Raw genomic sequence first — 25,461 nt, 5'->3', positions numbered from 1 at the left:
GTCACTCCGCTTTAAAAGTCACGGGCAAGTCCACACGCCGCCTGATCGCGGCGTGTGGCTGATCACGGTCAGGCAGCAGGTTTGGCGGCGTCGATTGACCCGTCGGGATAGATGTACATGCCCTCAAAGTCCTTCTGCATTGCGTGGATCATCACGGATGTGAACAGCGAGAGTGCCGGCATCCTGGAGGTGATGAGAGGCATGGTCTCTTCCTGAAGGATCTTCTTGCGCTCTTCCAAGGTCGGTGCCGAACGTTCCTTGTCGAGGCTGGCATCGATTTCCTTGTCCTCGATGCCGCAGATGCGGTGCGAGGTGGAATGGAAATGGGTGCGCAGCACCAGATCCGGTTCAGGAGAAGCTGTCGACCAGCCGCAATCGACCATGTGGCCGGGCCCACCGCCGGGGCGATGGTACAGCTGCTCGTTCCAGGCGGCAGGTTCAAGCACGGTCAGGCTGACATTGAAGCCCTGCTCCTGCAACATGGCGGTCAGCATTTCGCCATATTCCTTGGTCTTCGGATAGAAGCCGACGGAAGTGATGTATTCAAGCGGTGGCAGGCCTTTGCCGTTTGGGAAACCGGCTTCGGCGAGCAAGGCCTGGGCCTTCTCCGGGTCGAATTTTGGGTAGTTCGGCAGATCGACATAGCCGAATTTGACCGGTGAGACGAAGTTTGACGAGGCATAGCCGGCCGAGCCCATCAGTTCCATTATCATGTCGCGATCGATCGAATGGCAGGCGGCAAGACGGATTCGGGGGTCATCGAATGGCGGTTTCGAGCAGCGGAACCAGAGATATTTGTTCTCTACCGAAACGACCTTGTTGATGAAAATCGCCGGATTGTCCTTGATCGAGTCCACCTGCTCTGGCTCCAGACGTTCGACGATAGAAGCCTGGCCGTTCATCAGTGACAGCATACGGGTTGTGGAATCGCCGGTGAACGTGAAGTTGATGCTGGGGATGACCGGCTTGCCTTTGAAGTAGCCGTCATAGGCCTGCATCACGGTGTCGTTGCCGCGCTGTTCGACGAATTTGAAAGGACCGGTGCCGTTGAGCCGCTGGGAGAGCGGACCGCCGGGGCCACCGGCGACATCCTTGGCCGACATGATCGGCAGGAAGGATGCAAGAAAGATGAAGAGATGAGCCGGATAGCCGCCCTTGGATGTGTCGACGATAACGGTGTAATCGTCAGGTGTTTCGATCGTCAGCGTCTCGGTCGGGCCGGGATACCACTGCGCCGGGCGATCTGCCTGGGAGCCGTATTCGAAGGTTGCCTTGACGTCTTCCGCCTTGAACGGCTTGCCGTCATGGAAGACGATGCCTTCGCGCAGCTTGATCTGTAGTCGGTGTGGGTCAAGCAGCTTGATGTCGGTCGCCAGTTCGTAAACGACCGCGCCGGGATCATCGAGTTTCATCGGCGTGCGGGTAAGAAAGCCCATGACGAAACCTTCGATATTCTTCTGGGAAAGTGTCGTATGAGCGGTCGGGTCCCAGTTGCCGGTGATGTTTTCGGCCGACAGGAAGGTCATGGTCTTGCCAGCCTGCGCGAAGGCCGACGAGATGAAGAAATCAGGATTGATCTGCATATAGCCAGCGACCGCGGCTGCGCCCGCGGATCCTTGCAGGAAGCGACGACGACTGAATTCTGAACCCATCGAGTTCCCCTTTTCTATTTTTGAACAAACCGTCAAATCAGTCAAAACGGTCAAATCAGTCACAAGCAAAGCGCGTGCCAATTCGAATTTCAGGCGAAAAACGCGCTTTTTGGCCAGTTCAATTTGTGGGATTTGACCATTTATTAGTCGAATGAGAAGGAATTAATCGACAAGTGTGATCGCTGAAGTCGGTGCGGCGGTGTTTTGCGTTAGGCTGTAGACTCATAAACTCGGAGCCAAGGCGGATCGAGGCAAGCTGGACCATCGCGAGAAAGTTCTCGGCTATCCTGTCGTATCGGGTGGTAACCCTGCGGAAGTGCTGCAGCTTAGAGAAGAAACGTTCGATGAAGTTTCGCTCACGGTACAGTCATGCATGGTGGACCCTGAACCAGAAATCGGCGCGACGTGAAAGCATAAAAATAGAAGATGACCTCGCATTGGAGGCAGCCCAATGCTATTGTTAGTGCAATAGAAAAGGGGGCAGACAATCATGGATTTGGTAATTCCCAGCGCAACGAATCTCAGCCTGTTCGTCAGTGCCACACTGGTGCTGCTTCTCGTACCGGGACCGGCAGTTCTTTACATCTTCGCGCGCTCGGTCGAGCAGGGTCGCTCTGCCGGGCTCGTTTCGATCCTTGGCATCCATACGGCCACGCTCGTTCATGTCGTCGCCGCCGCTGTGGGATTGTCGGCGCTCCTGGCGTCATCCGCGCTGGCCTTCAGCGTCGTGAAGTATGCCGGCGCGGCCTATCTGATCTGGCTTGGCCTCAAGAAGCTTTTCGGCGCCTCGGACATTCCCGACGTCGAGGGCGGTTTACCGACGCGAAGCCGCATGCGCCTCTTTCGTGAGGGCTTTATTGTCAACCTCCTCAATCCGAAGACAGCGCTGTTCTTTCTGGCTTTCTTGCCGCAGTTCGTTGAGGTCAGTCGTGGCCATGTGGCAATGCAGATTGCTTTCCTCGGGATTATTTACACAGCGATTGGTGTTCTGACGGACAGCTCCTACGCACTTGCCGCCGGCACGGCCGGCAAGTGGCTGAAGCGCAGCCCCGTGTATCTGAAGGCCGAACGTTGGGTCAGTGGTTTCGTATATATCGGCCTTGGCTTGACGGCCGCTTTTGCTGGTAATCAAAAGAAATAGACCCCGTCTTCCCTTGGAAGTCGCCCTAGGTGACCGACTCATAAGATCGCAACCAGATACGAATTGATGCGAGGTGGACGGAGGCGAGGAAGTTATCATCGCGCTTGTCGTATCGGGTTGCGACTGCACGGAAGTGTTTGAGTTGGTTGAAAAACCTCTCGACTGCATTGCGCTTCTTGTAGAGCCATTGGCTGAAGACGGGGATATTCACCCTGTTCGGCATGGGGCGGATGCAACCCCATGCTCCAACGGCCTTGAGGTCCTGCCGCAACCGGTCACTGTCATAAGCGCGATCGGCCAGAAGGATGTTTCCAGCCTGAACGGTCTCCAACATATCGGCTGCCGAGCGTCCGTCATGAGCCTGGCCTGCTGTCAGTTTCAGTAGGATTGGACGGCCGTCTGCATCGACCAAAGCATGGATTTTGGTTGTCAGCCCGCCACGCGAGCGACCCATGCAATTGGATCGCTCGTCTTTTTTTGACCGTTAGCGGCGTGTTGATGCACGCGGATCGACGAACTGTCGATCATCTGGATATCGCCATCGTAAGCTTCTGTTATTGCGTTGAGAATACGCGACCAATGACCCGCATGGCGCCATCGATTGAAGCGGTTTACGCAGGTCGTATAAGGGCCGTATCGGGCTGGAATATCCGCCCAAGGCGCACCGGTTCTTAGACGCCAGAAGATACCATTCAATACCCGCCGGTCATCAACCCGGGCCTTGCCACGCACCTTGGTCGGAAGAAGTGGTTCAATCACCGACCATTCGAAATCCGTCAAATCAAAGCGTGCCATCAATGCCTCCAAATAACGAGGACAGTGAATCACAATCACTTAAAAACAAAAGCGATTTTATGGGTATGTGACCTAGAGCGTCTGTCCGGTGTCGGCCCATGGCGAGACGGCATGTGCGGCAAAGATCGCGGGCGCCTGCAGATTTCCCTGATGGACTGGTTCAGGGATTGTGCGACAAAAGGCACGGCCTGCGATGATCATGGAGACGCAGTCTGTATCCGCCGCGGCCTCGAGGCATCGGACTGCCGTTCGCAATTGTCCTAATCGGGTTCGTCCATATCCAAGCATTTCCTTGCAGGCGAGATATAGATGATAAAAAAACTCCTGTTTAATACTTCGGGACAGACCGGCGTTTGAAGCGCTGAAAACCTTACTTGGGTCTGTGGTGCTCGGGGCTCATGAATTCGGTTCTTGCAATGGCCCAAGTCGACGACGCGATCCCCGGTAGTCCCGCATCGACCACGACCTTCGAGCGGTGGTTGATGTATGTATTGGGCGGGTCTGTATCTCGCTCAGGGCATACCGACTTATCTGCTTTTGGTGGTCCTGCCGCCGATCATGCGCGAGAGTGGGGCATCGCGCACGACTATCGGGCTATTTTCGTTGCTGATGCTGCCGCTCATCCTGAAATTTGCGGTCGCACCGTTGGTGGATCGATGATCTCCGTTTCCCAAGCTCGGTCATCGCCGAGGCTGGGTGGTGCCGACCCAGCTTCTCGTGAGCGCCGGTATCGCTTCGATGGTGCTGGTGGATCCGGGCAATGCCACGATCCTGTTTGCGATCTGCATATCGATCACGCTTGTCTCCTCCGTGCAGGATATTGCGACGGACGGAAGATCGCGACGACCAAAAGTGGATGGAGCCGCTTTTCTCGCCCTTGCTCATCCAGCCAGGCAATCAGTTCTTCCATTCGACGCGGCGTATCGAACGGCGCTCACGAGCGCGGCTTTCGCCGACGAAGCAAAAAATTCCAAAAGCAGCGCAGGGCGTTTGGGCCGAAGGCGGTAAATGCAGCGGTTCGACCGTGACCATCACCGCCAACATGCTCCAGTACAAGGGCGCCAAGCCAGATGCGGTGTACTTTGCGCCGGAGGAAAGCCTTCGTGGCTACGGCGCGATCCATTATGTGGAGGAGGGGAACGTCGACAACTTCGAGTATGCGGCCGACAAGGATCAGATGATCTACAATCCCGAAGGGTTCGGGATGGGCAAGGCGGTACTCTACAAGCGCTGCCGTTGAGTTTGGGCGTTGACGACAGCTTTTGAAGTCACCGGGCCTCCTTTTTAATTGCGATCAGGATAATCGTCTAATGCATTGGAAAATATCACTTTATTGCATCAAGAGCCTTGATACTTTCCCGTGGTGGGCAGAAAGACGTCGAGTGTTCAAAACGCTCATTCCTCATAGACCAAAGCATAGTTCGCTCCTGTTCGCTCGATCTGTGCGAAGCCGAGTTCTCCCAGATGCATGCCGGCTATCATCACCTGCTCGGAACTGACGAGATCAAGCAGCTGCGACCGTGTTGCCGCAGCAAGCTGTGCGTCCTGGTCGAATGCGATCGATACCTCGGGTTGCGGTATCTGAACGTGGGGGAAGTGGACAATATCGCCCCACACAAGCAGATTCTTGCCGCCGGATTCGAGACGATAGCCGGTATGCCCGGCGGTGTGGCCGGGCAGCGGCATCGCTGTGATGCGGGGCAGCACTTCGCCACCCTTAAAAGTGCGCAGCCTGTCGCCATATCCGTCGAAGCCCTGACGCGCCAATAGGAAGTTGCCGCGGACGCGCTCGGGCGCCCGGCTCAGATTGCCGTCGTCCTGCCAGAATGCGACTTCCCGATGGTGGACGACAAGCTCCGCGTTCGGGAAGACAGCTGCTCCTGAAGCGTCCATCAGCCCCCCGACATGATCGGGATGGGCGTGGGTCAATAGAATCGCGTCAATCTGGGAAGGGTGAATGCCGGCGAGCAGCAGGTTGGCAGTTACTCGACCGCCCCATTGCTTGAAACCACCAGCGCCAGCATCGATCAGGATCGTGCGACCGCCTCCACGGACAAGGTAGCAGTTGATATGGATCGAGGTGTGGTCCTTTATCCCCGCATTTTCCTGCATACGGCAGGCATCGGCCGGGTCGATATTCGCAAGAAAGTCGAAACTGGCGTGGAGATAGCCATCGCTGATTGCCGTGATTGTTAAGTCACCGACGTGTTGGCTGGGAAATGTGAAACTAGACATTGGTTTTCTCCGGGTATCAGCTTAATTTCGCGCGTGAATGCTCGACGCTGCATAGCCAAAGCAACGGATGCGCGCGGTGACGCCGGTATTGCGCCTTATTGCGTCGTCCAGCCTTTCCATGAACCGTTGCATGACCGGCGGCGTCCGAAAGGACTCAAGTCGATATTGGATTTCCGCAAAGCCGGGTGTCCGCGACCGTGCCGGACCGCGACATAGACGATATGCACATTCACCAATGCCGCACGGAGGATGCCGGTGCAGAGTTCGGTGCATTGCTCTGTGAGGTCTGCGAGTGCCTCGTCCGGCGGCATCTTGCCCGCCGGAATGTATATCGTGACATTCGGCATGGGACCTACCGTGCCTTCGCGGAGGCAGCGTCATCGTCATTCGTCAACTGTGCCGTCATCGGCGCATAGACATGGACGCCTTCTGGTAGATGCTCGATGTCAGGCACGCTGCCGCGCTCCACCTTGGCGAGCCAGCGGTGTTCGGGGAACTTCTCCATAGCGACCGCCTGCATCGCATATGGGGTGAGGCCCAGCCGGATCAGAGGTTCGGGGCCTGCTGCGCTCAACGCCAGACATTCGCCCTCACCAATGCCCGGCGCGCGGTCGATGCCGCCATAGAGGTTCCGGTGCCAGTCGGTGATGTGCTGTTGCCAGCGTGCGAAATTGCCGCCGCCCTTATGGCGGTATTCCTCACCCGTCAGGATGTCGAGGCCGTCTATCGAATGAAGGGCGAGATAGACCGAGCAGCCACGGCTCAACGCCTTGAATCGCTGCGAGGTGTGGAAGCCGCTTACCGAAATGAGGGCTGGCAGCTTGTCCAGGCTGTAAAAATCGTTCCATTGCGCTTCGCTGGACGGATCGGCAAAGCTGCATTCTACCGTATAAATCATCACACCACCTTCGACCGAAAGCGGGGCTTCCGGCATTGTCTTTCGTTGATATTTTATCATGATAGACCTCCAGTTATTTCCTGTATAACGACAACGGATCATGCTTCAGTGACCGAATATCAAGGTGACGGCGTATGGAATGCCGAAGCATCCTGTCAGGAACCGCCATGCGCCGCAAAATTCCCAGCAATTCCGCACTCATGGCGTTCGAGGCGTCGGCTCGTCATGGGAGCTTCGCTCGCGCTGCCGACGAACTGGGCCTGACCGAAGGGGCGATCAGCCGCCAGATCGGCCGGCTGGAAGCTTTCCTTGGCGTTACGCTGTTCGAGCGGGTCGGCAATCGTGTTCGGCTTTTGCAGAATGGAGAGCGTTATGCCGCCCAGGTCCGCGAGGCACTCGACCGGCTGGAGCGCGACAGCCAATATCTGATGGGGCAGCCGAGCGACGGCGCGAGCCTCGACATCGCAATCTTGCCGACCTTCGCCACGCGTTGGCTCATCCCGCGTCTGAAGCCGTTCCAGGAGCGGCATCCGCATATCACCCTGCATCTTGCGGAACGGATGGAGCCATTTGTTCTCACTGGTAGCGGGTTCGACGCTGCCATCCATTTTGAGCATCCTGCCTGGACGGGAATGCGGACGCATCGCTTGCTGCATGAGGTGCTAGTTCCGGTCTGCCATCCGGCGCTGATCAGGGGCCGAGACGCTGCCACAGCCCTTGATGAGCTGCCGCGGCTCCATCGCCGCCAGAACCCGGACGCCTGGCATCGCTATGCGCAGGAAACCGGAATCGTACTGACCAATCCTGCGGTTGGTGCTCGTTACGATCTTCACTCCATGCAAATCGAAGCCGCGTTGGCTGGCCTCGGCGTTGGGCTTGTGCCGCGTCTCTATATCGAGACGGAGTTGGCGGAAGGTCGTTTGGTAGCACCTTGGCCTGATGGTGAGTCGATATCGAAGACCTTCTGCCTCATCCTGCCGGAGCCGATTCGATTGAGTGACGGTCCTATCCAGATGTTTGCGAATTGGCTTCTCAAAGAGGCGCGATCGTCGAATCCAACACCTTGAAAGCGGGCCTTTTCGCCCAGCCTTGCGCCGGCAGATTGCGATGACGGGTCGTGGGTTCACATCCTATCCGGCCCGCCCCGGTCCTGGCAAAGTCCCAGGATGCGTACTTGCCTGACTCGATGCACAATTGGATGCTGGAGCTCGAAATGTAGCGGCTCTCTGGTGCAGGATTAGGAAACGGGGCTTCTAAGGAAGCCCCAGGTGATCTCGGAATAGGTAACACACCGCCGCCGGGGGTGAAGGCAGATGGGAGTAGCCTGACGCACGCTCTGTCAGCGCGCGATTGCGAGGTTGATGACCATTGGTCGAGACAACTCCACCAAAGCCGAATCGTCATGATCGCGGCCATTGAGAATGCCGTGCCGGCACTTGTCGAAGCACGTCACATCGTCGCCGATTTCCATGCCATGGTCAGAACCGAACGGACCGGGCCCTGTTGCTCGAGTCCGACCTGGCTTCAACAAGCGTCGTCGCCTCCCTCAGTAATGGCGTCAAACGAGACGAGGCCGCGTGAAAATGGCAAATTCGGGGAAGCCGCAGAAAGGCGCGCAGCTAAAGTTCAACGTCCGGTTAGGGCCGGGGACGTCACTCCGAGCCCGCAGTTACCGTGGAATTGGTGAGGTCACGCAAAAAATCAGCCACAGCGGCTCGATTTGTCGGCACCGCCAGTCGATCTGAAATTTCCTCGGGCGACAGCTTCATAAACTCAAACCTTAGGAATAAGTCTTGCGCAAATTTCTGGCTGACGGTGGACAGAACCAGCCTGAGTTGCTCCAGCATATCCTCCCCACGGTGAGAGGCGTGCATCAGCGCGATTGGTTTTTGGACGATCTCGTCACGCGATACAAGCCAGTCTATGGCATTTTTCAAACCGCCGGGAATCGACCTGACATACTCTGGACTTGATATAATCACGCAGTGACTTTCGCCAATCATATCCACGAAGGCTTGAACTTCGACTGGAAGAGGTCCCACTTCAAAGTCGGGCGAAAAAACCGGCAAGCCAGCGGTGCCGTCAAATACAGTGACTTCGTGTTTGGGCTGAGCGATCTCGGCAACAGCCCGCAGCATCGCCGTATTCGTCGAGCTTGCGCGCCCACTTCCGGATATTGCTAAGATTTTCATCAGACTTTGCTAGTATTTCTCTTATTGAACATCAACGGCCACTTCTCGAGGTGCTTATCGTGGTTGAGCGCGGCCTGTCATTTTGAGAGATCCAACGCTTTTTGCCGACAGCCGTGTTTACCAATCACCACCAATTTCCGCGCAGGTCACATATTGCGTCCTAGCGCGACGAACGCCTGAACGATGGCCTCGACGACGACGCGCACTCGCGCCGTGGCAGCGAGATCGCGATGCAGCACCAGCCAAACGTCATAAGTTTGCTCGCGCTTGAGATCGGGCCAGATGCGCACGAGATTGGCGTCCTTCTGCGCGAAATATTCTGGCAGTTCGCCGAGCGCCATACCGGCGCGGATGAACGTCGCAAGCATCAGGCTGGAATCCAGTTCGGCGGCGATCCTACCACTGTCGCGTCGCTCGCCAGCCAACGTATGATCCTGCCGATCCGTGACACCCGGTTTGTAGATGGCGATGTCATGGCCAGCAAAACCGTCACCAGGTTTCGGCAGGCCGCGACGTTCGATATAATCGCGGCTGGCAAAGAGCCCAACCGGCCATGTCGCCAGACGACGAGCGATGAGGTCCGGCTGCTCGGGGCGCCGCGTGCGGATCGCGACATCGGCCTCACGCCGCCCGAGGTCGAGAAGGCGTGTCGTCGTGCTCAGGATCATGCGTACATCAGGATAGCTGTTTCGCAGCGTTTCGATTGCAGGCATGACGAAGTCCATAGCCAGAGAATCTGTGGTGCTGACGCGCACCTCGCCCTCGATTTTCGCATCATTACCTTCGGAACGACGCGCGAAGGACACGGCCAGACGCTCCATGTCTTCCGCCACGCCGAGCACCTCGCGACCGCTCTCTGTCAGAATGAGACCCGTCTTCGTTCGCAGGAACAGCCGGCTTGCGAGCGCATCCTCAAGCACACCAATGCGCCGACCGACCGTCGTCTGGTCGATGCTTAGCTCCTGTCCCGCCGCGCGCAACGTTCCCGCCCGGCTGACCGCCAGAAACAGGCGTACATCATCCCAATTCATCAAAATCCTCATGCTGCGTATTCGCAGCATGATAGTGCATTTCGATGCATTTATACATAGGCATGGTAGCGATAGGATCTGGCCGAACCATTCCACCGCTCCCTGACACACTCATTCCCCGGATCATTATGCGCCCCACCCATATCGCGGTCGTGGCGATGCTCAGCGCCTTCGGCCTCATCGCCTCCGATATCTTTCTCCCCGCCATGCCGGCCATGGCCGGCGATCTTTCCGTTGCCGACCGGCTCATGTCGGTCACAATATCGGTTTATCTCTTCGGACTGGCCACGGCCCAACTCGGTTATGGCCCGCTGTCCGACCGTTATGGCCGCAAGCCCGTGCTGGTGGCAGGCATATTGATCTACATCGCTGCTTCGATCGGCTGTGCTACGTCATCCGGTTTCGAGATGCTGCTGGTGTGGCGGATACTCCAGGCGATCGGGGCCGCAGCAGGACTCGTGATCGGCCGCGCCATCATCGCCGATCTTTGCGACAAGACCGGCTCGGCGCGTGTCTATGCCATTATCTATCCGCTGGTGTCGCTGTCACCGGCGCTGGCGCCGGCCGTGGGCGGGCATCTCGCTGCCGCATGGGGATGGCGGGCCGACTTCCTGTTCGTCGCTCTGTTCGGCGTGGCAGCGCTCGTGATGGTGCTTGTGCTCCTGCCGGAGACACACCCGGAAAGTCGGCGTCACAGGAATGGCCTGCCGTTGTCGGACTTCGGCGTGGTACTACGCGATGCAGGCTTTCGCCGCTATGCCCTCATTGTCTGCGCGATCTACTGCGCGTGGTTCGTCTATCTCACCCAATCGCCGTTCCTGTTCGAGCGCTCCGGCTGGAGCGAGGCGGAAAGCGGCTGGCTTTATCTGCCGCTCAGCGCCTGTATCATCGGCGCCAACATCCTCAGCAAGAAGCTGCTCGGTCGTATTCCTTATGACAGGATCACAGGTGCCGGGATTGCCAGCTTCATGCTCGGAGGCGCCTGCTTCATCCTTTTGGCGGTCCTTGGAATATCCAGCATCTGGGCCGTGATATTGCCGATGTGCCTGGTCAGCCTCGCCAATGGCTCTTCCCTGTCGCTCGCCGTATCGGGCGCGATTGCTGGCGATCACGGAAAGTCTGCAACGGCTTCAGGTCTTGTCGGCTTCTTCCAGATTGGGAGTGCCGGGATCGTCGCCCTCGCGGTCAGCGCCGCATTCGGCACGAGCCCTGCCGTCCTTGGATGTTCCGTCCTGCTGCTCGGTGTGATCGCGGCAGGGGCGCTGGCGTCCGGCAAGCGATGAGGACGTTCCAACAGCGGCAGTGGGCCGGTGAACAGAAGATACCCCCGCAACACGTAATCTCCGTAAAATGCGGCCTTAGAGGGCTATAGCGTAGATGTAGTGTTCATCTTCATAGGGCATGGTCCGCCAGCCCTGCCGATTCTACGCCAAGGCACGATATTCCGCGCGATTGGTGCGCACACGCTGCCAATAACCGCACGTCATGGCAGAGCACGGCGGAATTGAAAATCAACGCTTAACTTCATTCTCGAATCGAACGACCACCTTCCCGAACGGCCCACGTTTGAGATTATCGAACGCCGTTCGTGCATCCTCAAAGGCGTAGACCCTGTCGATCCCCGGGTAAATGCCGTGTTTGTCGATAGCAGGTTCATGTCCTCGAACGCTCGCCTGTGCCTGACCGAAATGCCTTGGATGGCGGCCATTTTCAGCATCATAGGAACCGCCGACAGCACGATCTCCGATCCCTTCATGAAGCTGATCTGCGGGGAGCGCAACTGATGTTGTGAGCCGATGCCACCATCTGCGTTACAATCGCAGTGTTGAGGAACGCAGGTGCCTCCGAAGCCTGTTGCCTGAACAAGAGACCCTTCACGACATAATCAAACCGCCATCGACATTGATCGTCTGACCGGTGATATAGGTGGCGTCTTCGGATGCCAGGAACGCGACGAGTGCCGCGACTTCGGCGGGCGTGCCGGCGCGGCGCATCGGGATGTTGCGCACCCACTCGGCCATCAGTTCGCCGGGCTTGTAATCGCCGAGCATCTGGCCCCAGACGCGGTCGTTGTAATCCCACATTTCGGTATGGATGATGCCGGGGCAAATAGCGTTGACGGTGATGCCTTCCGGCGCGAGTTCCTTGGCAAGGCTCTGGGTGAGGCCAACAACGCCGAATTTGGACGCGGCGTAATGCGGCGTGTAGATAAACCCCTGCCGGGCCTGGCCGGAAGCGGTGTTGACCAGGCGGCCCTTGATGCCGCTTGCGCGGAAGCGGCGGATCGCCTCCTGACAGCAGAGGAACGCACCCTTGGTGTTGACGTCAAGATTTAAATCCCATTGCTCCTGCGTCAGATCCTCGATCCTGGAAATGGTGATGACGCCGGCATTCTGAATGGAGACGGAAAGCGCCCCGATGGCATCTTCCGCAGCACCATAGGCGTCACGAACGGCTGCCGCATCCCGCACATCGAGTATGACGCCATGGGTGACCGAGCCGGTCTCATCGGCCAGCTTCTTCGCGGTATCCTGCGTGTCCTTGTCGACGGAGGCGATGGCGACTTTCGCGCCTTCCTCGGCAAAACGGCGGGCGATGCCGTAACCGATGCCCTTGTTGCCTCCAGTCACGAATACGGATTGACCCTCAAAGCGCCTCATGTCTCCTCCTTACGGGATAATGCCATGTTTATGTGCCGACCAGTCGTTCGGCGGTGAATTTGTCGGTGACGAGCACGTCGATCACGCCGGTTCTGAGCGCGCCGGCGATCGCTTCGGTCTTTTTCGAGCCGCCCGCGAGCGCGATGACGCGGTCGACATTCGAGAGGTTCTCCAGCGGCAATCCGATGACCCGGTCGTCCAGCGGTGTCTTGACCGGCTTGCCTTGCCTGTCAAAGAACCTCAGCGATATGTCGCCGACCGCGCCCGCCTGTGCGAGATCGGCAAGCTCCTTGGCGGAGAAGATATTGCCGGACCGGGCGAGAAGCTCCGACGGCTCGACAGCGCCGACGCCGACGATGGCGAGTGTGATCGAACCGAAAAGATCGATGGTTTCGCGTACAAAAGGATCAGCCAGCATCAAAAGCTTCGCCTCGCGCGAGGTGGCGACGCCCGGCACGAGCAGCAGTTTCGGTTCGGCCTCCGTCAGTCGCGCGAGACGGGTAGTGATCTGGGTGGCGTGCGTCTGCACGGAGGGATCACCCATGCCCCCCAGGGTCTGGACGATATAGCGCGCTTTTGCACCTTTCAGAGGGTGGATGTTTTCCACCATCTTGAAGATTGTCTGGCTCCAGCTGGAAACACCGATGATCTCGTTCTGCGATAGCGTCACCTCGAGAAAATGCGCCGCCGCCTCACCGATACGGGCCATGATGGCGCCGTCGCGATCCTCGCTGCAATCGACGACGATGGCTTCCGGAAGGTCGAAACGCTCGCGTAGCTGCGCTTCCAGATCGCCATAGGTGCCGGGCGGCGGAATGATGCTGGTGCGGACGATGCCTTCCGCTTCGGCACGCTTCAACATGCGCGACACGGTTGCCTGCGAGAGATTGAGATGCTGGGCGATTTCCGCCTGTCGCTTGTGCTCGCTGAAATACATCTGCGCCACGCGGGATATCATCCGAAGTTCGTTTAGCCTGCCCATAAGCCCTCCATGGTGAATTTTTATTCACCATTACCCGAGGTTACAGGTAAGGTCGAGCGGGCAATCGCATCGCGCCAGACCCCGAGCCGCCGCCTGCCGTCACCGCCTGACGGCGTAATGACGTTGCCTTGGCTGTTGAGCGCCGCGATGGCATCGAGATCGCTCCAGACACCGAGTTCGAGACCCGCGAGATAGGCGGCGCCGAGTGCCGATGCTTCCGGCGCGTCGTGCTGGATGACAGGATGTTCCAGCATGTCTGCGACGCATTGCATCAGGAAACGGTTCTGGCTTGGACCACCATCCACGAACAGCCGCCCAAAACCGGTCGGCGATTGCGCGCGCATGGCCGCGAAGACGTCACGAACCTGGAGGGCGATGGAATCGGTGACGGCGCGGGCCATCTGCGCGCGGGTGGTGCTGAAATTGATCTGTGAAAATAGCGCCCGTGCGTCCGAATACCAGTAGGGCGCACCGAGGCCGACAAAGGCCGGCACGAAACCGGGGCCGTCTGGTTCGGCAGTGGCGGCAAGTTCGACAAGCGCGGCGACATCGGGCAGGCCGAGGATTTCCGTCATCCATGGCAGCGAGGCGGCGGATACGAGAATATTGCCTTCGAAAGCAAAGGTCGGCTTTCCGCCAAGCCGCCAGGCGACCGTGGTGGTGATGCCACGTTCAGGCGCGATGAAATGGGGCAGGGTCGTCATGACCGAGGATCCGGTGCCGAAGGTCACCTTGCCGTCGCCGGGATAAAAAGCGCCGTGGCCGAAGAGAGCCGCATGGCTGTCGCCGATGGCTGCGAGAAGCGGTGTGCCGTCCTTGATGCCGGGAACGCCAAACGTCACGCCGAAATCGCCACTACTGTCGCGCAGTTCCGGCAACGCGTCGATATCGACGCAGAAGAGCTCGCAAAGCTCCTCGCTCCAGACCTGTCGATTGAGATCGAGCACCTGGCTGCGGGCGGCATTGGAGGCATCGCAGGCATGCACCTTGCCGCCTGTGAAGCAATGGATGAGCCAGCTATCGATCGTGCCGAGGCGGAGCTTGCGGCCCTCGGGCGCGCGCTCCAGCAGCCAGCGCATCTTCGCGCCGGGAAACATCGGGTCGATCGGCAGACCGGTCAGCGCCATGACACGGTCGGAATGTCCCCTGCCGATCAGGTCGGCGCAGTCCTGCGCCGTGCGACGGCACTGCCAGCTTAAGACCGGGCCGAGGGGCTCGCCGGTTTCTCCGTCCCAGATCGTCACCGATTCGCGCTGGTTGGAAATGGCGACGGCCTCGACGTTGACGTCAGAGGGTGCGGCTGAAAGGCAGGCGGAAATCGCTTCACAAACCGAGGCCCAGATGCGGTTCGGGTTCTGTTCCACCCATCCGGGCTGCGGATAGGCGATCCCGACAGGTGACGAACCGCGCGCCAGCAACTCCCCGGTTTCCGCGACGAGAATGGCCTTGGAATTGGTGGTGCCCTGATCGATGGACAGAATTGCGCGCATCACTTGAGTTCTTTCGTCGGCGGCGGTCATTTTCGCACAATTTCTTTGTCCTAGGCTTGGGCGGTTCAAAGAAAAAGGCGTCTGCTTTACTGAAAAAAAGGGTGTCGCCGCGCATCCGAAGATACGCGACGACCCTGGGAGGAGACTTATTTTCGCTTGATCAGCGCTTCAGCCGCGTCAGCGATGGCGTCGGGCGCCATACCGAATTCATCAAGCAGCCATTCGGCTGAACCGGTCTGGGCGAAGACGCCGGGAACGCCGAGCCGCTTCATCGGCACGGGCGCCTGATCGACCACGACTTCAGCGATGGCGGAACCGAGACCACCGAAGATCGAATGTTCCTCGGCGGTCAGGATCGCGCCGGTTTCATTGGCCGCCGCGACAATGGCCGCCTCGTCGATGGGGCGAACGGTGGCCATGTTCAGCACGCGTGCCTTGACGCCGCGGCTGGCGAGAATATCGGCGGCCTTGACGATGCGGTGCGTCAGCGTGCCGTTGGCGATCAGCGTCAGGTCGGAACCCTCGCGCAGCAAGTTGGCGCGGCCTGGTACGAAAACGTGGTCTTCCGGCAGAAGGTCCGGAACGCCGACGCGCGACAGACGCAGGAAGCACGGGCCGGCATACTCTGCCGCCCATTTGACGGCGGCAGCCGTTTCTATGCGATCGCAGGGGGCGATGACAGGCAGGTTCGGCAGAACGCGGGTCCAGGCGAAGTCCTCGATGGAATGATGTGTCGGCCCAAGTTCGCCATAGGCCATGCCCGAGGAGATGCCGATGAGTTTCACATTGGCATTCGAATAGGCGAGGTCGGCCTTGATCTGCTCCAGCGCGCGGCCGGTGAGGAAGCAGGATGCGCCACAGACGAAGGGCAGCTGGCCGCCATTGGCAAGACCGGCGCCGACGCCGACCATGTTCTGTTCGGCAATACCGACATTGACGAGGCGCTCGGGGAATTTCGACTTGAAGCCGCCGAGTTTCGAAGAACCGACCGAATCGTTGCAGACAGCAACTACTTTGTCGTTGACGGCTGCCAGCGCCTCCAGCGTTTCCGCGAAGGCGTCGCGGCAATCATGGAGTTTGGCGACGGTTACGGGCGCGTTCATCACAATGCCTCCGAAAGTTCTTTGACGGCGATTTCGTATTGTTCCCTGCTTGGGACCTTATGGTGCCAGTCGACGCGGTCCTGCATGAAGGAGATGCCATGACCCTTGTTGGTATGGGCGACGATGCAATGCGGGCGGTTGCCGCGATGCTCCAGCGCCGGGACCACTTCTGCCATGACGTTGCCGTTGATTTCGCTCACCTCCCAGCCGAAAGCCTCAAGCTTGGGGCGCAGCGGCGCGACATCGTTGGTGTCGGCAATGGCGGCGCCCTGCTGGAAACGGTTATGATCGATGATCAGCGTCAGATTGGTGAGGCCAAATTGCGCCGCCGCCATGATGGCTTCCCAGTTGGAGCCTTCCTGCATCTCGCCGTCGCCAGTCATCACATAGGTGTGGTAATCCGCGCCGGAAAGCTTGGCCGCTTTCGCCATGCCGACGGCAACGGGAAGCCCGTGGCCGAGGGGGCCGGTGTTGGTTTCGACACCTGGAACCTTGTTACAGTTCGGATGGCCGTTAAGGCGGGAATTCGGCTGCAGGAAGGTCGAGATTTCTTCCTCCGGAATGAAGCCGCGCTTGGCCAGGGTCACATACAGCGCGCAGGCCGTGTGTCCCTTCGAAAGCACGAAACGGTCGCGGGCCGGGTTCTTCGGCTCGTCCGGCCAGATGCGCAGAACGCGGAAATAGAGGGCGGTCATGATGTCGATGGCGGACATTTCGCCGCCGATATGGCCCGCGCCCGCTTCAAAAACAGCCTGGACGTCGCGCAGGCGGATCTGGCGCGCAATGCGCTCTAGCTCTTTGGGCTGCATGGAATCCTCTTCAAAACATGCGTGTGAATATTTATGCATCTGTTTATATAATTGCAGATATGAAGTTTCTGTCAAGCTGGAATTGCCATTTGTTGGTGGCCATGGCGGGAGCGTCTCACCATAAACGCCCCTATTGACAAGCTTCTCTCAGGTGGACTATGCATGTTTCACCGATGATGAATAATTATTCTAATCGGTTTAAAAAATGCAAGACAGTCATCGGGAGGAGCCATGTCCGCGCTAGAACGCAATGAGGGGGTCAATCACGCCAGGAGCCCGCTTGCCTGGCTGAGCGGCGCGACAGGGCCTCTTTTGGGCCTGATGCTGCTGTGCGTGTTTTTGACCTTCGCCAGCGAAAACTTCCTGTCACTCAGGAACGGGCTGAACATTCTCGACCAGATTACCGTTCTCGGCATCATGGCCGTCGGCATGACCTTTGTGATCCTGCTCGGCGGCATCGATCTGTCTGTCGGCTCGGTTCTGGCGCTTTCGATGATGATCATGGGCTGGACGGCCAACGTTGCCGGGATGCCTATGGGCATGGCGATTGCGCTGGCGCTCGTCGCTTCGGCGGCCTGTGGCCTCGTCGTCGGCATTCTCGTCACCGCCTTCCGGGTGCCGGCCTTTATCGCCACGCTTGCCATGATGTCGGTGGCGCGCGGCCTTGCCAATATGATCACCGACGGCCAGCAGATCGTCGGTTTTCCCGACTGGTTCATGATGCTGGCGATCGACCGCCATTTCGGCGTCCTGACGGCCACAGTGCTTCTGATGCTGGTCGTCGTGGTGATTTCCTGGGCGTTCCTGCGGTTCCGTTCGGAAGGCCGTACGGTCTATGCCGTTGGCGGTAACCCGGAGGTTTCGCGTCTCGCCGGCATCAACGTGCCGCTGGTCACGATATGTGTTTACGTCGCCTGCGCGGTTCTTGCGGGCCTGGCCGGCATCGTGCTGGCGGCGCGTCTCGACTCGGTGCAGCCGTCGAGCGGCTTCGGTTACGAGCTGGATACGATTGCGGCCGTCGTGATTGGCGGGACATCGCTCTCGGGCGGTGCGGGTGGCATCGGCGGAACCCTGATCGGCGTGCTGATCATCGGCGTACTGCGTAACGGCCTCAATCTCCTGAACGTCTCTCCCTTTCTGCAGCAGGTCATCATCGGTGTGGTCATCGTGCTGGCCGTGGGCGCCGAAACGCTGCGTCGCCGCAGAAGCTGAGTTTGCCTGCGGACGGCGATCCGCCGCCCGCGCAATAAACGATCCTCCCGACACGGGAGGCGTGGAAAATGGCCGGAGGGGAGGAGGTCTGCCCGAAGGTCAAAAATCAACAAATGGAGGAATAATCATGAAACTTTCGCGCATTCTGCTGACATCCGCCGCCCTTCTCGCCATGTCGCTCGGCTCGGCCAACGCCGCCGAAGTCAAGAAGATCGGTCTCGCCGTCGCCAATCTGCAGGCGAACTTCTTCAATCAGATCAAGCAGGCCGTCGAAGCCGAAGCCAAGACGCGCGGCATTGCCGTCGTCACCGTCGACGCCAAGGGCGACGGCCCGACCCAGGTCAACCAGATTCAGGATCTGCTGACCCAGAACATCGACGCGCTGATTTATATCCCGGCCGGGGCTGCTGCTGCGACGGTTCCGGTGAAGCTTGCCAAGGCCGCCGGCGTGCCGGTCATCAACATCGACCGCAATGCCGACGGCGCGCCTGGCGACACCTTCCTCGCTACCGATTCCGTCGCATCGGCCAGATCGGTGTGCGACTACATCATCAAGCAGGCAGGCGGCGCGGGCAAGATGGTTATCATCCATGGCCAGAAGGGTACGACGCCGGAAGTCGATCGCACCAAGGGCTGCATGGAATCGGTCAAGGCCAATTCGGGCGTGAAGATCGTCGCTGAACAATGGTCCAGCATGTGGAGCCAGGACGAAGGCTTCCAGATCATGCAGAACATGCTGCAGGCCAATCCCGATGTCTCCATCGTCTTCGCGCAGGCCGATGGTCTGGCGCTTGGCGCGGCCCAGGCGATCAAGGTCGCCAACCCCTCGCAGAAGATCGTCGTCGGCGGCTTCGATGGCGATACGGCGGCCCTTGAAGCACTCAAGAACGGCGTCTTCGACGTGACCGCGACGCAGCAGACCCAGAAGATGGGCCGCACGGCTGTCGAGATGGCTGTCAAGATTGTTGGAGGCGAGAAGGTTCCGGCCGTGCAGCTGAGCGATGCGACGCTGACGACCAAGGAAAATGTCGCAGGCTTTATCGCCAACCATCCGTAATCCGATGCCCCCGCGCCTCCGCCCGGAGGCGCGGGGGTCTTTCCTGATTTATCTTTACGCAATTTCGGACGCAAAGTCGTGGCCTATGTCCGCTGCGACTGCTTCCCAGGAGGTCCCGTCATGCGCGAGCCGGTTCTTTCGCTCCGTGGCATCAGCAAACGTTACGGTCCGCTCGAGGTTTTGAAAAACGTCGATCTCGACGTCTATCCAGGCGAGGTGGTGGCGTTGCTAGGCGAGAACGGTGCGGGCAAATCCACGCTTTCCGGCATCATCGCCGGTTCCCGCGAGCCGTCCGAAGGCCGGATGACATGGCTTGGTCAACCTTATGCACCGACATCTCCGCGCGAGGCGATCGACAAGGGCATCGTGCTCATCCATCAGGAACTGAAGCTTTTACCGGAGCTTTCCATCGCCGAAAACGTGTTCATCGGTCGCTGGCTGATGAAAAACGGCGTTGTCGACCGCGCCGAGATGGTGCGAAGGGCCCAGCAGCAACTGGCGCGGCTCAACCTGCATATTCCCGCCACCCGGAAGGTGGCGGGCCTTTCAACTGCGAACCAGCAGCTGATTGAGATCGCCAAGGCGCTGGCGCTGGACGCGAAGCTTCTTATCCTCGATGAGCCGACTGCGGCATTGGGTGGCGCGGAAACGCAGGCGCTGTTCGAGCAGGTGCGCAAACTGCGCGCCGAGGGCGTGGGCATCGTCTATATTTCCCACCGTATGGAAGAAATCAGGCAGATCACTGACCGCATCGTCGTGCTGCGCGACGGCGAGCGCGTGCATGAATTTGCCGACAGCGCGACGCCGGTACGCACCATCGTCGAAAGCATGGTCGGCCGCTCGCTGGAGCGCCTGTTCCCGGCATTGCCCGAACCACAGGAAAAAACGGTGCTTGAGGTCAAGGGGCTGACTGGCACGGGCAATTCTTTCCGAGACATCAGCTTCGGCGTCCGTGCCGGTGAAATCCTCGGCATTGCCGGTCTGATCGGCGCCGGCCGAACCGAACTGGTGCGCGCGATCGCAGGCGCCGACCCAACGAGCGCTGGTGAGATTCTGCTCGACGGCAAGATGCTGACGCTGAAAAGCCCGGCGGACGCCATCGCGAAAGGCATCGTCATGGTGCCGGAAGACCGCAAGCTGCAGGGGCTGGTGGTGGAGCACGAGATCGGTGAAAACCTGATCTACGCCAATCTCGACCGTCTCGGCACAGGCTGGATCACACCCGGCATCAAGCGCGCTTTCACAAGGGAGGCAATCGCCAGATTCGGGGTGAAGGGCCGCAGCGAACAGGCCGCATCCGACCTTTCCGGCGGCAACCAGCAAAAGGTGGTCATCGCCAAATGGCTTGCCCGCAACCCGCAGGTGGTGGTGCTGGACGAGCCGACGCGCGGCATCGATGTCGGCGCGCGGGCTGGCATCTACGATATCATTGTCGGTCTGGCGAAAGACGGCGTGGCCGTCATCGTCGTCAGTTCCGATCTCGAGGAGGTACTGGGCGTCTCCAATCGTATCCTCGTACTTGCACAGGGAAAACAGGCCGGCATCCTCAACCGCGACGAAGCAAACGACGTGTCGGTCATGGAACTGGCAACCATCTGAAGAAGGAAATATCGATGTCCACCATCACGCTCAACGCGCCGAAACTGTTCGATCTCTCCGGCCAGGTGGCGCTCGTCACCGGCGCCGGCTCCGGCATCGGCCAGCGGATCGCCATGGGGCTTGCCCAGTCCGGCGCCGACGTCGCGCTTCTCGACCGTCGCACCGATGACGGTCTGGCGCAGACGGCCGACCTCATTGCCAGGGCCGGGCGCAAGTCGATCCTGATCGCTGCCGACGTTACCAGCAAGCAGGCGTTGACCGACGCGGTTGCCCGCACTGAGGCCGAGCTGGGAGCGCTTTCTCTCGCCGTCAATGCGGCCGGCATTGCCAATGCAAATCCGGCGGAGGAGATGGAGGAAAGCCAGTTCCAGACGATGATGGACATCAACCTGAAGGGCGTTTTCCTGTCGTGCCAGGCGGAAGCCAACGCCATGTTGAAAAACGGACGTGGCGCGATCGTCAACATTGCCTCCATGTCCGGTGTCATCGTCAATCGCGGTCTGATGCAGTGCCATTACAATGCGTCGAAGGCGGGCGTCATCCACATGTCCAAATCCATGGCGATGGAATGGGTAGGCCGTGGTATCCGCGTCAACACCATCTCGCCGGGTTATACGGCGACGCCGATGAATACGCGGCCGGAAATGGTGCACCAGACCAAGCTCTTCGAAGAGCAGACACCGATGCAGCGTATGGCGGGTGTCGACGAGATGGTCGGCCCGGCGATCTTCCTGCTATCCGATGCAGCGAGCTTCGTGACGGGCGTCGACCTGTTGGTCGACGGTGGTTTCTGCTGCTGGTAGGGTTTGCGGTTCAGGCGCGGGAGCGTCGAGATTTATTGTTGGATCGACCAAACGCTCGGGATCAGCCAGCGTTTCACCATCCTCGTACTTGATCCGAGGATCCATGGTCGCCCCGCATTGTGGGTCTTCGGGTCAAGCCGGATGATAAGGTCGAGTTTGTGGCTTACGCCCGGCTTGCACCGAGCGCTTTTCGTATCCGCAAAAGATCAGGCGACCTGCTTCTGCGCCACTTCTTCCACAATCTCGCCCTTCCGGTAGGAGACGAGGTCCTTGATTGTCACGATGAGCAGGCCGTGGCGTTCGGCGAAGACTTCGAGCTGGGGCAGCCGGGCCATGGTGCCGTCGTCATTGGCAATCTCGCAGATAGTGCCGCAGGGGAACTTCCCGGCAAGACGGCACAGATCGACAGCCGCTTCGGTGTGGCCGGTGCGGCCAAGCACACCCTCAGGATTGGCGCGTAGCGGGAAGATATGGCCGGGACGGGCGAAGTCTTCCGGGCGCGAGCCCTCCGACACCAGCGCACGCACCGTCTTTGCCCGGTCCGCCGCCGAAATGCCGGTGGTCGTGCCGGGAATATAGTCCACGGAGACGGTGAAGGCCGTCTTGAGGGATTCGGTATTGCGCGACACCATCAGCGGAATGTCGAGTGCGTCCAGACGCTCGCCCGGCATGGCGACACAGATCAGCCCGCGCGCATGGTTCATCATGAAGGCGATCTGCTGCGGTGTGATGCTGTCGGAGGCGGCGATGATATCGCCTTCGTTTTCGCGATCCTCGTCGTCAACGACGATCACCATCTCGCCACGGGATATGGCTGCGATCGCGTCTTCAATTTTAGCAATGGTCATTTTCTTTCTGGCCTTTCAAGGGTTATGCCGTTTTGCGGCATTTTCGCGCTTCAAGAAGCGCCAAATATCCCTTGGGCGAACAATGCACTGCGAAGCCCGCGAAACGCGGGTGTCCTATGCCTTGTCCTCTTCCATCCGGACTATACCGTCGGCTCCGGCCTCTCACCGGATCTGCTGACCTTTCGGCTGTGGAGACCGAAAGCGCTCGCGGGCTCCGGGAAACTCCCGATACCGCCGGTGGGGAATTGCACCCCGCCCTGAGAACATTGCCAACATAAATTATCACATGGGAGGGAAGCAAGCGGCAATGGTCTGCCAAATCGGGGAGGAGTAGAAAGAATATCTCAAATCCCGCCTACGGGTATTTGAATTTTGCGCTGTTGTGGAGGCGCGAGCTGAACAAGTTTTCTGATCTCATTCGGGAAATTTGGCGATTTTCCTCGATGCCAGATCGGCGGTTCGTATCTGTTCAAGGCGAGAGAAACTAAGGTCGATATTTAAAAGCCATGGAGTTTCTCTTTCCGTTTCTGAGCATGGAGAGGGAAAGCCGTTCGTATTTCAACACGGCCTGTGCGGAGACGCAGACCAGCTTATCCAAGTCTTCCCTGAAGACACTGGATATCGGTGCTTGATGGTCGAATGTCGGGGACATGGGCAATCCGAGGCTGATCCGCTTCACGATCTATCAATCCCTATGTTCGCTGACGACGTGGCTGGATATATACAACACTTGAGCCGACCCGTTATTGGCGGCATCTCTATGGGGGCCGCGATATCTCTTCAAATGGCGATACGTTGGCCGCATATCATAAGAGCGCTGATCGTAGCCCGCCCTGCGTGGTTAACCAACGAAGCGCCGAAGAGCGCATATCCAAACCTTTTTGTGGGGCAATTGCTCTCACAATCCGATCCTCAAGACGCTCTAAGTCGATTTGAGGCGTCGGCGGTTGCGAGAGGTCTCGCTGAACAAAGTCCAGACAACCTATCGGCAGCCCGCGGATTTTTCACTCGCTTGCCCATACCGGTAACGTCTGTCTTGCTAACAGCAATCACCATGAGCGGACCTGGCGTAACTGAAGACGAAATCCGGACGATCTCTGTGCCAACCCGATCCAAACTGTCGGCAACCGGAGCTAGGAGCGAATTGTGGCACTCATTTTGCGTTATCAATGCGTCGGGCCAGCCATGCCCCCCAAAACAGGCTTGCGAAGAACCGAAGTGGTTCGTTGAAACCCGCGCCGGCCAGCAGTGAGATGACTTCGTCTTCCGATCGGGGTGGTTCCGCACCCTGCAGTATCTTGCCCATTTTCGCCTGGACCTCTTCGGGGCTGGCGCCATTCATACGCCAGCGTGCTGCCCAGGCTGCCATGAGCAGGGGCTGCGATGCGTAATCCCGGTAATTCCCCGCGACAATCAAGGGCGCTTCCGGATACAGCCGCGTTGCAATCTGCGCCAGAACATCCTGTTTCGCGGCGTTCCCCGGCAAATGGTGCAGCACGCCAATCATGATTGCTGCGTCAAACGATGGAGCTGTATCCAGATCGACGACGGCTCCGAGAACCGTCTCCACCTGGTCAGACACTTCGGCCCTGACCAGATGTTCGCGTGCAAGGTCAAGCATCGGTGATGAAGGATCGACGGCGACAAAGGACCATTGCGGCTCCAGCCGTGCGGCGGCGATGATTTCGCCCGCCGTGCCGCCGGCCCCGACGACCAGAACCCGTGCCGCCTTTCCTTCACCCAAAGCTGCCGACAGCATGCAGGCTGAAAGCTCGTGGCAGGCATCATATCCGGCCAGCGCGATCCGGCTCTGTCGTGCGTATTCGCTGGCGCGGGAGGCGTCGAATTTGGCTGCGGAATCCTGTGTCATGCTGTCTCTTGTCCGTTTTCGGCGGGCTGGCGTGCTTCGTTCCGGGAGGATACAGGATACAGGATTCAGGATCAGGAAAGGGAAGAAATACATGACTGAAAGTTCAGATGCCGGGCGAAAACATGATCGGCTGACGGCTTTCCTGAAAGCCTTTCATCTTGGCGCCTCACGTTGCGATTTTGCTGAAGCTGCGAACCTCCTCATCATAGATGCCCATGGTGCAGGCGAACCGACCCATCTGCTCTACCGCGCCCGATCCACGGCCTCGCTGCCGGATGGCGCAGCTATACGCGCTGGAGCAACAGTGGATTTTGGCGGCAGTGCCAATCCGTTGATCGGTGCGCTGCCCGACGAGTTGTGCTTTTCACTGGCCAACGAACCGCAATTGCGCGGCTTGTGCGAACTGATGGTGGCCGAAGTCGAGGTCGCCCGCTGTGGTGGTGGCACGATCGAGGCGCGGTTATGCGAGATCATCGTTGTGCTTGCGGTCCGCAAGGCGATAGCGATCGGGACGGTCGATGCCGGATTACTGGCGGGCCTTGCGCATCCCAGACTGCATCCCAGCCTTGTCGCCATACATGACAATCCGGCGCGAAATTGGCAGATTGCAGACCTTGCTGCCATAGCGGATATGTCGCGCGGACAGTTCATTTCTACCTTCACGCAAACGGTTGCCCAGTCGCCTATCGCCTACCTCAATGGCTGGCGCCTGGCGCTCGGACGAGCCGAACTGCGCGCCGGACGGAGTGTCAAATCGGTCGCCGCGGGGGTAGGCTTCGGCAGCGCCGCCGCGTTTTCCCGCGCCTATTCCCGCAAATTCGGCTCGCCCCCGATCCGGAGCAAACACCAGCCCTAAGGCAGAAGATCTCAATTCTCAACAGGGCGTCTGGCCTTTGGGTCACTCGCACCGCCCAATCGGCCATGGCGCTTCGATCGGAAGGATCATCGACCAATGCCGCTGCGATGCGTCCAGGCCGAGGTTCATCTGTAAGGGGCAGATGCAGATTTTCTACTGGCATACGCGACAGACCCGGCGGCCTGAAAAGACCTTGTTTTCAGTGGGCCAAGGTTTGTTGGCCCATTT

General features: G+C 59.1%; 25 protein-coding genes, 3 pseudogenes and 1 riboswitch. Of the genes and pseudogenes, 12 read left to right on the top strand and 16 right to left on the bottom strand.

The window, feature by feature from the left end:
• Positions 1-68: 68 nt before the first annotated feature.
• On the bottom strand, positions 69-1,652 hold the full coding sequence (locus RS75_RS11140) for an ABC transporter substrate-binding protein (RefSeq protein WP_045020329.1): 1,584 nt from the start codon (positions 1,650-1,652) through the stop codon (positions 69-71).
• A 238-nt stretch (positions 1,653-1,890) separates the two neighbouring features.
• Positions 1,891-2,019, bottom strand: a pseudogene (locus tag RS75_RS26245) (IS5/IS1182 family transposase); the annotation flags it as partial.
• 123 nt (positions 2,020-2,142) lie between these two features.
• Between RS75_RS26245 and RS75_RS11135 the strand changes: the two are divergent.
• A complete protein-coding gene (locus RS75_RS11135; protein WP_045020328.1) occupies positions 2,143-2,793 on the top strand; it encodes a LysE family translocator in 651 nt (216 codons plus the stop codon).
• A 25-nt stretch (positions 2,794-2,818) separates the two neighbouring features.
• Here RS75_RS11135 and RS75_RS25585 read toward each other — a convergent pair.
• A protein-coding gene (locus RS75_RS25585; protein WP_152643122.1) for an IS5 family transposase occupies positions 2,819-3,588 on the bottom strand; the annotation gives its coding sequence in 2 pieces (ribosomal slippage) (positions 2,819-3,274 and positions 3,277-3,588; 768 coding nt in all).
• 398 nt (positions 3,589-3,986) lie between these two features.
• Between RS75_RS25585 and RS75_RS25580 the strand changes: the two are divergent.
• Both RS75_RS25580 and RS75_RS26775 read left to right on the top strand, forming a co-directional pair.
• Positions 3,987-4,434 (top strand): annotated as a pseudogene (locus tag RS75_RS25580) (MFS transporter); the annotation flags it as partial.
• 10 nt (positions 4,435-4,444) lie between these two features.
• Entirely contained in the window at positions 4,445-4,828 is a 384-nt protein-coding gene (locus RS75_RS26775; RefSeq protein ID WP_045020325.1) for a hypothetical protein, read from the top strand.
• A gap of 155 nt (positions 4,829-4,983) precedes the next feature.
• On the opposite strand, the gene RS75_RS11115 is transcribed toward RS75_RS26775, so the two are convergent.
• Positions 4,984-5,823 carry an MBL fold metallo-hydrolase gene (locus tag RS75_RS11115; RefSeq protein ID WP_045020324.1) on the bottom strand — a complete coding sequence of 280 codons (840 nt, stop codon included), beginning with the start codon at positions 5,821-5,823 and terminating at the stop codon, positions 4,984-4,986.
• Between the two features lie 352 nt (positions 5,824-6,175).
• A complete protein-coding gene (locus tag RS75_RS11105) occupies positions 6,176-6,721 on the bottom strand; it encodes a hypothetical protein (RefSeq protein WP_045020583.1) in 546 nt (181 codons plus the stop codon).
• A 167-nt stretch (positions 6,722-6,888) separates the two neighbouring features.
• Here RS75_RS11105 and RS75_RS11100 point away from each other — a divergent pair, with 167 nt between their 5' ends.
• On the top strand, positions 6,889-7,788 hold the full coding sequence (locus RS75_RS11100; RefSeq protein ID WP_045020323.1) for a LysR substrate-binding domain-containing protein: 900 nt from the start codon (positions 6,889-6,891) through the stop codon (positions 7,786-7,788).
• 272 nt (positions 7,789-8,060) lie between these two features.
• Here the strand turns inward: RS75_RS11100 and RS75_RS27310 are convergent, their stop codons facing one another.
• The 3 genes from RS75_RS27310 to RS75_RS11090 all read right to left on the bottom strand — a co-directional run bounded on the left by RS75_RS27310 (position 8,061) and on the right by RS75_RS11090 (position 9,944).
• Positions 8,061-8,192 (bottom strand): hypothetical protein, encoded by a 132-nt coding sequence (locus tag RS75_RS27310; RefSeq protein ID WP_267884612.1) that lies wholly within the window; start codon positions 8,190-8,192, stop codon positions 8,061-8,063.
• A 181-nt stretch (positions 8,193-8,373) separates the two neighbouring features.
• Positions 8,374-8,913: an NADPH-dependent FMN reductase gene (locus RS75_RS11095; protein ID WP_045020322.1), complete on the bottom strand. Its 540-nt coding sequence runs from the start codon at positions 8,911-8,913 to the stop codon at positions 8,374-8,376.
• Positions 8,914-9,059: 146 nt separating this feature from the next.
• On the bottom strand, positions 9,060-9,944 hold the full coding sequence (locus RS75_RS11090; RefSeq protein ID WP_045020321.1) for a LysR family transcriptional regulator: 885 nt from the start codon (positions 9,942-9,944) through the stop codon (positions 9,060-9,062).
• 128 nt (positions 9,945-10,072) lie between these two features.
• On the opposite strand from RS75_RS11090, the gene RS75_RS11085 reads away from it, so the two are divergent.
• Together RS75_RS11085 and RS75_RS27305 are read left to right on the top strand one after the other, a co-directional pair.
• Positions 10,073-11,227 (top strand): multidrug effflux MFS transporter, encoded by a 1,155-nt coding sequence (locus RS75_RS11085; protein WP_052679672.1) that lies wholly within the window; start codon positions 10,073-10,075, stop codon positions 11,225-11,227.
• 372 nt (positions 11,228-11,599) lie between these two features.
• Positions 11,600-11,728, top strand: a complete 129-nt coding sequence (locus RS75_RS27305) for a hypothetical protein (RefSeq protein ID WP_267884611.1) — start codon at positions 11,600-11,602, stop codon at positions 11,726-11,728.
• A 90-nt stretch (positions 11,729-11,818) separates the two neighbouring features.
• Here RS75_RS27305 and RS75_RS11080 read toward each other — a convergent pair whose 3' ends face one another.
• From RS75_RS11080 to RS75_RS11060, 5 genes are all read right to left on the bottom strand, one after another.
• Positions 11,819-12,604: an SDR family oxidoreductase gene (locus tag RS75_RS11080; RefSeq protein WP_045020320.1), complete on the bottom strand. Its 786-nt coding sequence runs from the start codon at positions 12,602-12,604 to the stop codon at positions 11,819-11,821.
• Between the two features lie 28 nt (positions 12,605-12,632).
• Positions 12,633-13,586 (bottom strand): sugar-binding transcriptional regulator, encoded by a 954-nt coding sequence (locus tag RS75_RS11075; RefSeq protein ID WP_045020319.1) that lies wholly within the window; start codon positions 13,584-13,586, stop codon positions 12,633-12,635.
• A 20-nt stretch (positions 13,587-13,606) separates the two neighbouring features.
• Complete coding sequence (locus RS75_RS11070) at positions 13,607-15,076, bottom strand: FGGY family carbohydrate kinase (RefSeq protein ID WP_045020318.1); 1,470 nt, start codon at positions 15,074-15,076, stop codon at positions 13,607-13,609.
• A gap of 146 nt (positions 15,077-15,222) precedes the next feature.
• The gene (locus tag RS75_RS11065; protein ID WP_045020317.1) at positions 15,223-16,179 is read right to left on the bottom strand and encodes a transketolase family protein; all 957 of its coding nucleotides are present in this window, start codon (positions 16,177-16,179) and stop codon (positions 15,223-15,225) included.
• Complete coding sequence (locus RS75_RS11060; protein WP_045020316.1) at positions 16,179-16,988, bottom strand: transketolase; 810 nt, start codon at positions 16,986-16,988, stop codon at positions 16,179-16,181. Before RS75_RS11060 ends, RS75_RS11065 begins: the two co-directional genes overlap by 1 nt.
• 231 nt (positions 16,989-17,219) lie before the next feature.
• Between RS75_RS11060 and RS75_RS11055 the strand changes: the two genes are divergently transcribed.
• From RS75_RS11055 to RS75_RS11040, 4 genes are all read left to right on the top strand, one after another.
• Complete coding sequence (locus RS75_RS11055; protein ID WP_045020315.1) at positions 17,220-18,200, top strand: ABC transporter permease; 981 nt, start codon at positions 17,220-17,222, stop codon at positions 18,198-18,200.
• A 127-nt stretch (positions 18,201-18,327) separates the two neighbouring features.
• Complete coding sequence (locus RS75_RS11050; protein WP_045020314.1) at positions 18,328-19,257, top strand: sugar ABC transporter substrate-binding protein; 930 nt, start codon at positions 18,328-18,330, stop codon at positions 19,255-19,257.
• A gap of 120 nt (positions 19,258-19,377) precedes the next feature.
• Positions 19,378-20,856 (top strand): sugar ABC transporter ATP-binding protein, encoded by a 1,479-nt coding sequence (locus RS75_RS11045; RefSeq protein WP_045020313.1) that lies wholly within the window; start codon positions 19,378-19,380, stop codon positions 20,854-20,856.
• A gap of 14 nt (positions 20,857-20,870) precedes the next feature.
• The gene (locus RS75_RS11040) at positions 20,871-21,659 is read left to right on the top strand and encodes an SDR family oxidoreductase (protein WP_045020312.1); all 789 of its coding nucleotides are present in this window, start codon (positions 20,871-20,873) and stop codon (positions 21,657-21,659) included.
• A gap of 206 nt (positions 21,660-21,865) precedes the next feature.
• On the opposite strand, the gene ribB is transcribed toward RS75_RS11040, so the two are convergent.
• Positions 21,866-22,507 carry a 3,4-dihydroxy-2-butanone-4-phosphate synthase gene (gene ribB / locus RS75_RS11035; protein WP_045020311.1) on the bottom strand — a complete coding sequence of 214 codons (642 nt, stop codon included), beginning with the start codon at positions 22,505-22,507 and terminating at the stop codon, positions 21,866-21,868.
• Between the two features lie 119 nt (positions 22,508-22,626).
• Positions 22,627-22,776, bottom strand: a riboswitch (FMN riboswitch).
• Positions 22,777-22,934: 158 nt separating this feature from the next.
• Here ribB and RS75_RS27435 point away from each other — a divergent pair.
• A complete protein-coding gene (locus RS75_RS27435) occupies positions 22,935-23,759 on the top strand; it encodes an alpha/beta fold hydrolase (RefSeq protein ID WP_084686775.1) in 825 nt (274 codons plus the stop codon).
• On the opposite strand, the gene RS75_RS11030 is transcribed toward RS75_RS27435, so the two are convergent.
• Positions 23,661-24,377, bottom strand: a complete 717-nt coding sequence (locus tag RS75_RS11030) for a class I SAM-dependent methyltransferase (protein WP_045020310.1) — start codon at positions 24,375-24,377, stop codon at positions 23,661-23,663. The genes RS75_RS27435 and RS75_RS11030 overlap by 99 nt on opposite strands.
• Before the next feature lie 91 nt (positions 24,378-24,468).
• On the opposite strand from RS75_RS11030, the gene RS75_RS11025 reads away from it, so the two are divergent.
• Entirely contained in the window at positions 24,469-25,233 is a 765-nt protein-coding gene (locus tag RS75_RS11025) for a helix-turn-helix domain-containing protein (protein ID WP_045020309.1), read from the top strand.
• 13 nt (positions 25,234-25,246) lie between these two features.
• On the opposite strand, the pseudogene RS75_RS27075 reads toward RS75_RS11025, so the two are convergent.
• A pseudogene (locus RS75_RS27075) lies at positions 25,247-25,405 on the bottom strand (AraC family transcriptional regulator); the annotation flags it as partial.
• Positions 25,406-25,461 lie beyond the last annotated feature (56 nt).

It is taken from the genome of Rhizobium nepotum 39/7, assembly GCF_000949865.1.
Classification (GTDB): Bacteria; Pseudomonadota; Alphaproteobacteria; order Rhizobiales; family Rhizobiaceae; genus Agrobacterium; species Agrobacterium nepotum.
Note: the sequence above shows the minus strand (reverse complement) of the source record. Positions and strands in the feature narration are given on the sequence as shown.

Excerpts from the sequence above, each read along its gene's own strand:
- RS75_RS11140 (WP_045020329.1), bottom strand. The coding sequence starts at position 1,652 with ATGGGTTCAGAATTCAGTCGTCGTCGCTTCCTGCAAGGATCCGCGGGC.
- RS75_RS11135 (WP_045020328.1), top strand. The coding sequence starts at position 2,143 with ATGGATTTGGTAATTCCCAGCGCAACGAATCTCAGCCTGTTCGTCAGT.
- RS75_RS26775 (WP_045020325.1), top strand. The coding sequence starts at position 4,445 with ATGGAGCCGCTTTTCTCGCCCTTGCTCATCCAGCCAGGCAATCAGTTC.
- RS75_RS11115 (WP_045020324.1), bottom strand. The coding sequence starts at position 5,823 with ATGTCTAGTTTCACATTTCCCAGCCAACACGTCGGTGACTTAACAATC.
- RS75_RS11105 (WP_045020583.1), bottom strand. The coding sequence starts at position 6,721 with ATGATTTATACGGTAGAATGCAGCTTTGCCGATCCGTCCAGCGAAGCG.
- RS75_RS11100 (WP_045020323.1), top strand. The coding sequence starts at position 6,889 with ATGCGCCGCAAAATTCCCAGCAATTCCGCACTCATGGCGTTCGAGGCG.
- RS75_RS27310 (WP_267884612.1), bottom strand. The coding sequence starts at position 8,192 with ATGGAAATCGGCGACGATGTGACGTGCTTCGACAAGTGCCGGCACGGC.
- RS75_RS11095 (WP_045020322.1), bottom strand. The coding sequence starts at position 8,913 with ATGAAAATCTTAGCAATATCCGGAAGTGGGCGCGCAAGCTCGACGAAT.
- RS75_RS11090 (WP_045020321.1), bottom strand. The coding sequence starts at position 9,944 with ATGAATTGGGATGATGTACGCCTGTTTCTGGCGGTCAGCCGGGCGGGA.
- RS75_RS11085 (WP_052679672.1), top strand. The coding sequence starts at position 10,073 with ATGCGCCCCACCCATATCGCGGTCGTGGCGATGCTCAGCGCCTTCGGC.
- RS75_RS27305 (WP_267884611.1), top strand. The coding sequence starts at position 11,600 with ATGTCCTCGAACGCTCGCCTGTGCCTGACCGAAATGCCTTGGATGGCG.
- RS75_RS11080 (WP_045020320.1), bottom strand. The coding sequence starts at position 12,604 with ATGAGGCGCTTTGAGGGTCAATCCGTATTCGTGACTGGAGGCAACAAG.
- RS75_RS11075 (WP_045020319.1), bottom strand. The coding sequence starts at position 13,586 with ATGGGCAGGCTAAACGAACTTCGGATGATATCCCGCGTGGCGCAGATG.
- RS75_RS11070 (WP_045020318.1), bottom strand. The coding sequence starts at position 15,076 with ATGCGCGCAATTCTGTCCATCGATCAGGGCACCACCAATTCCAAGGCC.
- RS75_RS11065 (WP_045020317.1), bottom strand. The coding sequence starts at position 16,179 with ATGAACGCGCCCGTAACCGTCGCCAAACTCCATGATTGCCGCGACGCC.
- RS75_RS11060 (WP_045020316.1), bottom strand. The coding sequence starts at position 16,988 with ATGCAGCCCAAAGAGCTAGAGCGCATTGCGCGCCAGATCCGCCTGCGC.
- RS75_RS11055 (WP_045020315.1), top strand. The coding sequence starts at position 17,220 with ATGTCCGCGCTAGAACGCAATGAGGGGGTCAATCACGCCAGGAGCCCG.
- RS75_RS11050 (WP_045020314.1), top strand. The coding sequence starts at position 18,328 with ATGAAACTTTCGCGCATTCTGCTGACATCCGCCGCCCTTCTCGCCATG.
- RS75_RS11045 (WP_045020313.1), top strand. The coding sequence starts at position 19,378 with ATGCGCGAGCCGGTTCTTTCGCTCCGTGGCATCAGCAAACGTTACGGT.
- RS75_RS11040 (WP_045020312.1), top strand. The coding sequence starts at position 20,871 with ATGTCCACCATCACGCTCAACGCGCCGAAACTGTTCGATCTCTCCGGC.
- ribB (WP_045020311.1), bottom strand. The coding sequence starts at position 22,507 with ATGACCATTGCTAAAATTGAAGACGCGATCGCAGCCATATCCCGTGGC.
- RS75_RS11030 (WP_045020310.1), bottom strand. The coding sequence starts at position 24,377 with ATGACACAGGATTCCGCAGCCAAATTCGACGCCTCCCGCGCCAGCGAA.
- RS75_RS11025 (WP_045020309.1), top strand. The coding sequence starts at position 24,469 with ATGACTGAAAGTTCAGATGCCGGGCGAAAACATGATCGGCTGACGGCT.